Below are 8,975 nucleotides of genomic sequence, written 5' to 3'. Positions count from 1 at the left end.
TCACTTTCGTGACTGCCCGCATTTAAGGGGCTAAAGGTTATATATAATATATAACATACAGGCTCAAAAGTCAATTAATGTATAGCTGTTTGATTTTTTCATCAATTTTATCCATGGTTTCATTGCTTAATTTGATACCATATAGCAAGTCTTTTGATGAGCAAGGGTCATAGATTCGCAATTTACTGATAGTAACAATTTGGTCGGCAAGGGCAATACTGCCAGACTTCATTTTTGCCACCTTTGCAAGCTGCCTTCGGGCTGTTAGGTTTTTAGCACCAATATGTTTTAGTGCTTGTTCGCATTGACTTATTTTTAAGGCGTCTCTGTCTTTAGAATTTACCAGCATTGTCCATTCTCTATTGAGTAGGTTAAGCTCTTTGGTCAGTTTATCAGTTGTTTGCCTGATTTTTTCATATATTGCATCTGTAACTTCACTACCCAAGAATAAATGCTTATAAAATAAGTGTTCAACATCTACTTTTGTTTTTAGTGATGTTAGTGGCAATACCGTTAGTGTTGAGTTCTTGGTCGTGTCAAATTTATCAAGCACAACAGCATAATGCAGGCCACATTCCTCATGCCCAATACGAAAACCAAGATGGACACTTACTACACATCCACGGTCATATCGTCTGTTGGAAGTAGGAGCTGATAGCTCTTTCCTTAATAGTCTTACATAATCCTTAACCCAATAAGCTAATGTAGTAGCTGTCTTTTTTAGACGGGAATTATTGGAAGCCATTCGGCTGGATAGTAATGCTGATAAATCATGAATTGCTTCAGATATTAAATTTTGTTCATTCACATATCTTCATTCCTTCCTATACCGCCTCAGGGGCGGCTTTTTTATTTGAGCTATTTCCAATTTGAAAGCAGGACAAGATTCGCGGGAGGATGTATAATATATCTAGGCTGTTTTTCTCGCGAATCTTTTCGGAAATCTCTGAATGATTTGACTGGAAAAGGAGATGGGGTTCAGTGCTTTATAGGTAAGGATAAGGCACTGGGCCCTATTTCTTTGAATTCATTTAATTGGAAAACAAAAAGACTCCTGTCGAAACAGGAGCCTTTCGGGCGCATCCACGCCATACCTTGTATTTTTTTGGGATTCAAAGCCCAATCTATGGTTATATTTTATCGATTATCATCGGTACTGTCAACAGCTCCTGCTGGCAATATATAGTTTTTGATTATCATCATACAGATTTCGACCAAAAATTCTTCAGGGACACAAATATCATTTATAGTCATCTCCTTTTAGAGTCTTCTATTTGAAGGGTTGAAACGCCCATCACAGGTACGAAGCCCATCTATATGTTCAAATAAATCAGGCTTAATAGGATTAAATAGGGGATCTAATACGAAATCTATTCCCTCGCGGCGAGCAAGTTTGGCGGCGGGAACAAAGTCGCTATCTCCAGATATCAATATGATTTGATCAACAAGCCTTTTATATGCAAGGCTTGCTATATCCAAACCTATTTTCATATCAACACCTTTTTGGTCTAACGATAGCATAAAATCGGCTTCGGTGAGTTCGTCGAAGGTTTTGCTCTCGTTACAGAGTTTTCTGATGATATCCGGTCTTATAGTAAAGTGTGCCTGCTCGGTAGCTAATTTACCTAAACGGATAGCAAATTTGCGTTTTTGCTTTAACTCATTAATAAAATCGTGCATCCATGTGTAGAGGGGAGTCCTTGAAAAGAGGACCTGTCTCTTCAAATATGGATGATAGACTGGTGTTTCCATAGGCATGCAGTCGTAATAAAAAACTCTGTAGAGGGTTGATACCATCTCACCATGATGGAATAAGTGTCTTTTGCAGTACTGACTTAATTCTTCTGCGCGTTCCGCGCTGGTAGCTTCCCCCAGCATGGCACGGGCCCTGCATCTATAGAATCCGCCATCTACAAGTATCGCAGTTTTCATGTTTATACCTCCTAAAATATAAAAAGTCCTTGGTTTGAACGCTTCTCCTTATAGTGGAGAGGTTTAATCCCAAGGACACGATAAACATATTTTCTTGGGATTATGCTATCATTTTTTCTGTATGTTGTCAATACTATTTATTAACAACCTTGTGTATAATACATCCACATTTGTGGATAACACCGCCTTATCCCGGGGCGTTTTTTATTGCCTGAATTTCTTCAGCAGCTCCAGGTAATTATCTCTCATCCTACGGAATGAATATCCGTTTCTCCTTTTTCTTTCTCAGCCAGTGTTGGCAGATCTTCATCTGAGTATTCATTCAGGACCATATCCACGGTATATTTATCCTTATCGCTGGCCTTTTTGTATGCATCCACCATGGCTTTTTCATGGGCGGAAAGTGGCTCTTTGGTTGGAGTGGGGGCGGGGTTAACAGTGACTGGCTGATCATCATCTAATATTTTTATAAAATCATTAATATCGATACCGACACCATCAGCAATCTTTTGTAATGTTTGCATAGTTGGAGAAATAGGCTTTTGGGTTGTAGGATTAATTCCTTTTTCTAAGATACCAATATATGCCTTACTAAAACCACACATATCAGCTAATGCCTGCATAGATAATCCGTGGTTTTTTCTATATTCTTTTATCCATTCATGTAACTTCATGATAATCACTTCCTAATAACGTTATTGTCAACTTTATTTTACATAGTTATAAAAAGTATGTCAAATATACTTGGCATATTAAATTTGTCTAGTATAATAGACAGTGAAAGGGGGGCAGATTATATGCCTTACAAAATCAAAGAAATGAGATTAAAACAAAATATGTCCCAAGAAGATGTATGTAAAGCCGCTGATATTTCACGTCAGACACTATCTGACCTAGAAAGTGGAAGAGATGTTAATACGACTACACAAACATTGGTTAAAATTGCTAGTGTTTTAGGTTGCAAAGTAAGCGATATTTTTTGCGCTTAATGTCTAGTATATTAGACAAAAACTATAAGGTATTCCTTTTATAGCCACAAGACGGCATAAGCCGGAAAGGAGATAACTAATGGCAACAGGCAACTGGCAAGTTATTAGTCGGATGATAGGTGGCGTGCAGCTGCATATAGTAGGGCGGCAACGTGACCTATCCCTGCCATTAATTGGCGAAAATGTGGAATATGCCCCTGATAGCCACTATACCACCGATGAAGCAAAGGCCAAAAAGCTGGCCGAGGCTCTAAACAAGCAGACAAGCGGATAGGCGAAAGGAGGGGCGGATATGTTGGAGCTTTATGCAGTAATCATAACAATCATAGCTTTATATTTGGGGCTACAGTGCTTTACAACCCATGTCAGCATGATGGCTTATCTCTGGTGGATGGAAGAAAAAAACTACACCCATCCAACAGCGGAACAGTTGAACAGGTGCAGGGAAGCATATTTGAAAGAGCTGCTCAGGCTTAAGTAATTATGTGGGTGTCAATCAGCTGATTAACCAGTCTGCTGCCTATTTCGCAGTAAGCGGGGAGTGAACGAACCCCCATATCCAGAGCAATATCTTTGATTTTCTCAAAGATTTTAGGAGAACGAAAGGCACTGAGAGCCTCATGTCCTTCAGGTGTAAGGTCACCAACAAGGAACTGCTGTGAACCAATACGGTCATCAGTTTCAATTAAATCAGCATCGGCACAGTATTTGAAATGATACATAAGCTCCTGATTGCTGTAGCTTTCCATCAGCTTATTCTGATATGGCCATACCTTGGGCGGCTCACATCCGAGGGCCTTGGAGGTTTGCTCACATTGGTCAATATCAACGAATGAAGCCAGTTTGCGATATCCTGTATTTTCTTCAACACAAAGCAGTATATCACGAACACAGTCAAGGTTAAGTTTCACATTATCACCTCCTTCCTGAGGTGATTATAACATAAGTGAAAGGAGGGGCGGAGATGAACCCAGGAATTCAAGGTGAACAAATAAATAAAGCCATTACAGATATTGAACAACATCTGAACGGCTTTACTTACCGCGAAGCGGTGGAAATACTGGAACGCGTGGCATATAGGCTAAAAGACCATGCCACTGTCAACGCTTCATCGAAATCTGATTAGCAAATTTTCCCCATACCCTGTTATAAATTTCAACAAACTGCTCAGGCGTAGAGTTTTGGTCAAGCTCAGATGTACGCATGATGTAAGCAATAGCAAGGTCATGGGCGTAAAATTCAACAGGTAGATTTTCAACATCAACATTGTTAATTTCACCGGACATAATATCACCTCCTTCTAGGGTGATTATAGCATAAGGCGAAGGGAGGGGCGGAGATGAACCAATATAAAAAGCCCTGCATCTGGGCGGAGCTTGTAAAGTGGTTTTTCTATGTTATCCAAAAGCATGAGTTAATGACGCAGTGCCTTGTAGCGGTAATGGTCACAATAGCCATCAACCTTTTAATAGGATAACTACAAGATTAGTGATTAATGAAACCACTATGGGAGCAATAAGGGACCTGGATATACCATAAAGCCTGCTTTTAAATCTGAGGTCAAAATATATACGGCCCAAGGTGGTTATTTCATAGGTACCATCCTGGTACAGGGTCTTATATTTGCAGTGATGGATGTCCTTATTCTGAATATACCCGGCTTTAAGCAAGATACAAAGGAAACCATCGTAATCATCCCATGTACTATTCAACAGGACATGTTTTTTAAAATATTTGAGGATTTTTTCAGATTTATAATCGAGTTCTTCAAATGCCATAATATCACCTCCTTATAGGGTGATTATAGCATAGGTGGAAAGGAGGGACGGAGATGACTCCAGATGAACGAATTGAGAAGGTCATGGATAAATATGTGGATTTTCTATTGGAGCAAATGAAAAAGCCAGATACTTCTTTACTAGAAATAAATGATGGTATCCGGCTTTTGGAGAGAAACAGATATGACCTTAAACAATCTGTTGACGCTGCATTAGCTGAAATAGCGAAAATGCCAAGAAGAGAGAAATAAATGGAAGGAGTAAACATAATGTTTTTTGTAGCAGGAATAATCGGATTAGCAACTTTGATTTTATTCTTTGGTTCAATCCTTTGGATTATAGCCCATGAGGACGATAGGCGTAGGTACAGTAATGGAAGCAGTTCGGAATCAGCCAAGAAGGAACCATTTTTAGTACGAATGGCGGGCCCTATTCTGATTCTGGTAGTTGGAATGGCTGTGACAATAAGTATAGCCATTGGTTTCCCTAAATATAATGTTTGGCAGCAGGAACAGGAGGGAGCGGCTGAACTTGCCAAAGCTGAGCAAAATAGGCAGATAGCAGTGCAGGAGGCCAAGGCAAAGGAAGAAAGTGCCAAGTCACTGGCTAATGCTGAAATTATCAGGGCCGAGGGTGTGGCCCAGGCAAACAAAATAATTGGTGACAGCCTCCAGAATAATGATGCCTATATCCATTACCTTTGGATAGAAGCATTAAAGGAGAGCCATGACCAGGTAATCTATATCCCAACTGAGGCGGGTATACCAGTCACAGAGTCCGCAAGGTTCTTTAAGAATAAATAAAAGTAGGTGGCAAGATGGATCAGCGAGAGTATGGGGCAATATGCCAGGAAAGTGGGAAGTATTCAGCCGCATGTTGGGCGGCATGAAGATGTATATAGTGGGGCGGATACGTGATGTATCTGAGCCATTGCACGCCGGAAATATAGAGTATGCGCCGGATGCCCACTTCACAACAGATGAGGAAAGGGCCGAAAAGCATGCCGCAAAGCTGAATCAGAAGTAAGCAGATAAACAAGCACACTGGTAAGGCTGTCAGAGCCTGCAAGATATTTAAAGAAAAGGATGGTGAACGTACCTCCCCAGCATACTTACACAAAATCAATTACGCACTTGCAGGCTGTTATGGCCTTATCAGAAATAATGAAAGGAGGGTCGCAAAATGGCACTCATTGAAAACATTAACGAACTTAGGGAGCTTACCAGTCTGTTGTCTCCGGAGCTGATCAGATTTCTGGAGCTGTCCCAGAACAAGGATGTATCCTTTATCCCCGTGCAGGGTGACAAGCTGATAACCCAGAGCGAAGTGGCCAAAATGCTGAAAGTCACAACAACAACTGTAAGTCATTATGCGAAATCGGGCCTGCTGAAGCCTGTGTACACACCGGACAGCTCAATACGAAAGTATTGGCTCAGCGAAGTAAAGGCCCTTCCAAAACGGGAGCCGGATAAGGCTCCAAGGCTGCGGGGCAGGCAGCAGAAGGAGGCAACAAATTGAACACCAAGGAGAGAGTTGAACTAAAACGCAAGGCCATGCGGTATGACACCATTGTTGATTGGGTAATCACTGGCGTGGTAATGGTAGGGGTCCTGTTATTATGCGGCTTCATAGATTATCTGTGAGGTAATAGATACCAGACACCGTTCAGAAAGGAGGAACAGCCATGAAAATCATATTTGAAGATAAGGATCTTGCCAATGCAACGCCTGAACAGATGCAGCTGCTGGCCATTCTTATAAAGGAAATGGTTGCTGAGTATTCTGTTAGCAGGGAAGATGTAGTGGATTTATGCAATGAGCTTAGAGAGTCCGGGCAGGAGAAAAAGGTTATGAAGATCCTTAAATCCTATGGCAATGGAATTAGTGATATTCCGGATAATGCTCTTTCAGAAATCCATGAGGAGCTTCTGAAACTAAAGAAATAAAAAAATACCGATCCCGGAATGAACCAGGAACGGCAAAGTGAAGTAAAAAAATGTTCTATATGAAGTATAGCAAAGAAACAGACATAAATCAAATTGAATGTAAGGTATGCGGGGGCGGAGTCCATTCTGGGATACTCTGTCCCCAGCATAAAGGAATGGTACACCATGAGCACTGCGCAGAATGCAGGTATTTTATGCCGGTGCTGTGGCTGTGCCGGTACAGATTAGCTAAAAGGAAAGGTGAATAGGTCAATGAAAGAAGAAGCAATACAGAAAATAGAAAATAAAAAATGTGAGGGACCGGTGGCAGAGCTCCAGCAGATGATCATGTGCTGGGTGGAAGCAGATGAAAGGGCCGCCGGTCTTATTATGGCCGAAAATAAGACTGTGGCTGGTGCATATAAGGCCATGGAGGATGTGGCCCGAAAGGAAAAGAACGGCTCTCACGCAGTAATTGACCCGCCAAAGGCTATGGCCATAACTATGGAATACTACGGTATGGCCAAGGATGACATTCAAAAAGAGCTTGAGGGCGGTCTCATGCATCGGATTATTATGGCATATGCCACCCGCTGGAAGCCATACGGGGCACCGGTGGAAATTACCACAAATCCGCAACCGGCTGCGGATATTCCCCAGGAACCAGCCAAGGAGCCAGAGGCCAAGGGCTTCTCGTTGGATGATTTCTCCATGGAGGATATGTTATGAGCGAATTACCCAAGAATATGAAGGAGCTGCTTAGACATTTTCCGCGTAAAATCCCCAAGGCGTTTTGTGAGGAAATCAATGATAGAGCCCGGCAGCATGTCCTATATTGCTATGACAAGGAGGATAGACAAAAGGCCATCTGTACTCGATGTGGGCGCAAGGTAATTATTCCTTATGATAAGCTGCACCAATATACTCATAAAGCCTTTGCCCGGTGCCCTTATTGCTCAGAGAATGCAGGAGTAGTTCATCTGTGGAGAAACAGGAATATGCGCTATCAGCCGATACTGTCCTATCATTTTGCCAGGTCCCTCATAGATCCTGATGTGATTACCTGTATGTGTATCTACACTGCATATATTGACCACAGTGATACACCATGGAAGGATAAACCCTTTCAGGTGGTAGATGCCTATTATGTGTTTGTGCCGGGCAAGGGCGGCATAATGGCCGCAGACAAGCGGAAGATTTATAAGGACTCAATATATACTACATCTTCAGGAGAATTTAAGTATTTTTGGCCCAATAAGCCATTCATTAGGTCAAGTATCAGAGCAAGAGACCGTATTTATCATTTGCCAATGCAAAGTACACCGGAGGTTTATGTACATTGCACTTCCCTCTATGATATGGAGGAGGTGGTTAAGGGAACCTCCATAGAATACGCCTGGGCGGCGTTCAGGGAGTCCTTGCTCGGGTGGAGCTCGGACAACGAAAGTATATATATAAAGCTATTGGAATATATCTGCCGCAATCCGTTGGCTATAGAGTATCTGGCCAAGGTAGGCTTTGAACGAACTATAAAAACAGCTATTTGGCAGGATCAAGGCATAGGCAGAGCCTTTAACCTTCGGGGCAAAACCCTGGACGCGATTACCCGGGGACGTATGTCCAAGGCAGATAAAAGATATCTAATGGAGTGCAGAAAAGAGCAGAGGACTGTGCTAATAGAAGATTTTCAAACATGGCAAATGGTCCGCAAAATGCCCGGCGGTAAAGGCATCAGCCTTGAAGAGTCCGTCACCAGGTTGGGGTATAAAACCTTCCATGAAATAAGCTGCCTCAATTATGTGAGGTATGACAAGCTGTTCAGGTATCTGGACAAGCAAAAGGATAAAAGCCCGGGTGTCAGAGTGGATATAGGGCTTTATTCTGATTACATAACCGGATGTCATACTTTGGGGGCGGATATGGAGAGCAAATCCACCCTATGGCCTGCCAATTTGATACAGGCCCACAATAATCAAAGGATTGCAATTATCGCCAGGGCGAAAGCTGAAGAGGAGGCCGAGTATAAAAAGCGGCGGGCGGCGATAGTAAAGAAATACAGCTTCAAGGCCATGGGCTTTATGATAGTGGTTCCTGAGCTTGTGGCTGATTTGGTCCGGGAGGGGACGGATATGCATAACTGTGTTGGAACCTACACAGACCGGGTGGCCAATGGTGAGACCTGTGTGGTGTATATCCGCAGGCTGGAAAATCCGGATAAATCCTTTGGAACTATGGAAATAAGCAAGGATGGTAACAGGATTATTCAGGTCCGTGGGAAGTACAACAAGGACCTGCCACCGGAGGCCCAGGCCTTTGTAAAAGCCTTTGAAGAAGCAAAAATCAATAAGAAAA

General features: G+C 42.3%; 18 protein-coding genes. 12 read left to right on the top strand and 6 right to left on the bottom strand.

What is annotated here, in order from left to right; all coding sequences use genetic code 11:
- Window positions 1-70 precede the first annotated feature (70 nt).
- From Q0Y54_RS09760 to Q0Y54_RS09750, 3 genes are all read right to left on the bottom strand, one after another.
- Window positions 71-808, bottom strand: coding sequence for a type II toxin-antitoxin system PemK/MazF family toxin (locus Q0Y54_RS09760; RefSeq protein WP_297967014.1), 738 nt, complete (start codon window positions 806-808; stop codon window positions 71-73).
- Window positions 809-1,260: 452 nt separating this feature from the next.
- Entirely contained in the window at window positions 1,261-1,932 is a 672-nt protein-coding gene (locus tag Q0Y54_RS09755; RefSeq protein WP_296734686.1) for an NYN domain-containing protein, read from the bottom strand.
- A 245-nt stretch (window positions 1,933-2,177) separates the two neighbouring features.
- Window positions 2,178-2,606: a helix-turn-helix domain-containing protein gene (locus Q0Y54_RS09750; RefSeq protein WP_297967011.1), complete on the bottom strand. Its 429-nt coding sequence runs from the start codon at window positions 2,604-2,606 to the stop codon at window positions 2,178-2,180.
- Between the two features lie 123 nt (window positions 2,607-2,729).
- On the opposite strand from Q0Y54_RS09750, the gene Q0Y54_RS09745 reads away from it, so the two are divergent.
- The 3 genes from Q0Y54_RS09745 to Q0Y54_RS09735 all read left to right on the top strand — a co-directional run bounded on the left by Q0Y54_RS09745 (window position 2,730) and on the right by Q0Y54_RS09735 (window position 3,402).
- Window positions 2,730-2,921, top strand: coding sequence for a helix-turn-helix transcriptional regulator (locus tag Q0Y54_RS09745; RefSeq protein WP_297967009.1), 192 nt, complete (start codon window positions 2,730-2,732; stop codon window positions 2,919-2,921).
- 79 nt (window positions 2,922-3,000) lie between these two features.
- The gene (locus tag Q0Y54_RS09740) at window positions 3,001-3,195 is read left to right on the top strand and encodes a hypothetical protein (RefSeq protein WP_297967006.1); all 195 of its coding nucleotides are present in this window, start codon (window positions 3,001-3,003) and stop codon (window positions 3,193-3,195) included.
- Between the two features lie 18 nt (window positions 3,196-3,213).
- Window positions 3,214-3,402, top strand: a complete 189-nt coding sequence (locus Q0Y54_RS09735; RefSeq protein WP_297967001.1) for a hypothetical protein — start codon at window positions 3,214-3,216, stop codon at window positions 3,400-3,402.
- Here the strand turns inward: Q0Y54_RS09735 and Q0Y54_RS09730 are convergent.
- Window positions 3,395-3,832, bottom strand: a complete 438-nt coding sequence (locus Q0Y54_RS09730; RefSeq protein WP_297966997.1) for a DUF2513 domain-containing protein — start codon at window positions 3,830-3,832, stop codon at window positions 3,395-3,397. The genes Q0Y54_RS09735 and Q0Y54_RS09730 overlap by 8 nt on opposite strands.
- 53 nt (window positions 3,833-3,885) lie before the next feature.
- Between Q0Y54_RS09730 and Q0Y54_RS09725 the strand changes: the two genes are divergently transcribed.
- On the top strand, window positions 3,886-4,047 hold the full coding sequence (locus Q0Y54_RS09725; protein WP_297966994.1) for a hypothetical protein: 162 nt from the start codon (window positions 3,886-3,888) through the stop codon (window positions 4,045-4,047).
- Here Q0Y54_RS09725 and Q0Y54_RS09720 read toward each other — a convergent pair.
- Window positions 4,022-4,207: a hypothetical protein gene (locus tag Q0Y54_RS09720; RefSeq protein WP_297966992.1), complete on the bottom strand. Its 186-nt coding sequence runs from the start codon at window positions 4,205-4,207 to the stop codon at window positions 4,022-4,024. The two genes, Q0Y54_RS09725 and Q0Y54_RS09720, sit on opposite strands and share 26 nt — an antisense overlap.
- Window positions 4,208-4,378: 171 nt before the next feature.
- The gene (locus tag Q0Y54_RS09715) at window positions 4,379-4,699 is read right to left on the bottom strand and encodes a hypothetical protein (protein ID WP_297966989.1); all 321 of its coding nucleotides are present in this window, start codon (window positions 4,697-4,699) and stop codon (window positions 4,379-4,381) included.
- Between the two features lie 53 nt (window positions 4,700-4,752).
- On the opposite strand from Q0Y54_RS09715, the gene Q0Y54_RS09710 reads away from it, so the two are divergent.
- The 8 genes from Q0Y54_RS09710 to Q0Y54_RS09675 form a co-directional block, all read left to right on the top strand.
- Window positions 4,753-4,950 (top strand): hypothetical protein, encoded by a 198-nt coding sequence (locus Q0Y54_RS09710; RefSeq protein WP_297966986.1) that lies wholly within the window; start codon window positions 4,753-4,755, stop codon window positions 4,948-4,950.
- A gap of 18 nt (window positions 4,951-4,968) precedes the next feature.
- Window positions 4,969-5,502 carry a hypothetical protein gene (locus tag Q0Y54_RS09705; RefSeq protein ID WP_297966983.1) on the top strand — a complete coding sequence of 178 codons (534 nt, stop codon included), beginning with the start codon at window positions 4,969-4,971 and terminating at the stop codon, window positions 5,500-5,502.
- Window positions 5,503-5,542: 40 nt separating this feature from the next.
- Window positions 5,543-5,725 (top strand): hypothetical protein, encoded by a 183-nt coding sequence (locus Q0Y54_RS09700; protein ID WP_297966980.1) that lies wholly within the window; start codon window positions 5,543-5,545, stop codon window positions 5,723-5,725.
- A 156-nt stretch (window positions 5,726-5,881) separates the two neighbouring features.
- Window positions 5,882-6,217, top strand: a complete 336-nt coding sequence (locus tag Q0Y54_RS09695; RefSeq protein ID WP_297966977.1) for a MerR family transcriptional regulator — start codon at window positions 5,882-5,884, stop codon at window positions 6,215-6,217.
- Window positions 6,214-6,342: a hypothetical protein gene (locus Q0Y54_RS09690; protein ID WP_297966974.1), complete on the top strand. Its 129-nt coding sequence runs from the start codon at window positions 6,214-6,216 to the stop codon at window positions 6,340-6,342. Before Q0Y54_RS09695 ends, Q0Y54_RS09690 begins: the two co-directional genes overlap by 4 nt.
- A gap of 41 nt (window positions 6,343-6,383) precedes the next feature.
- Window positions 6,384-6,644 (top strand): hypothetical protein, encoded by a 261-nt coding sequence (locus Q0Y54_RS09685; RefSeq protein WP_297966971.1) that lies wholly within the window; start codon window positions 6,384-6,386, stop codon window positions 6,642-6,644.
- A gap of 252 nt (window positions 6,645-6,896) precedes the next feature.
- Window positions 6,897-7,352 carry a hypothetical protein gene (locus Q0Y54_RS09680; protein WP_297966968.1) on the top strand — a complete coding sequence of 152 codons (456 nt, stop codon included), beginning with the start codon at window positions 6,897-6,899 and terminating at the stop codon, window positions 7,350-7,352.
- Window positions 7,349-8,975: PcfJ domain-containing protein (locus tag Q0Y54_RS09675; RefSeq protein WP_297966965.1), on the top strand; the 1,627-nt coding region annotated here is incomplete at its 3' end. The genes Q0Y54_RS09680 and Q0Y54_RS09675, both read left to right, overlap by 4 nt.

It is taken from the genome of uncultured Anaerovibrio sp. (assembly GCF_947302755.1).
Classification (GTDB): domain Bacteria; phylum Bacillota; class Negativicutes; order Selenomonadales; family Selenomonadaceae; genus Anaerovibrio.
This window is presented reverse-complemented; position numbering and strand designations above follow the sequence as displayed.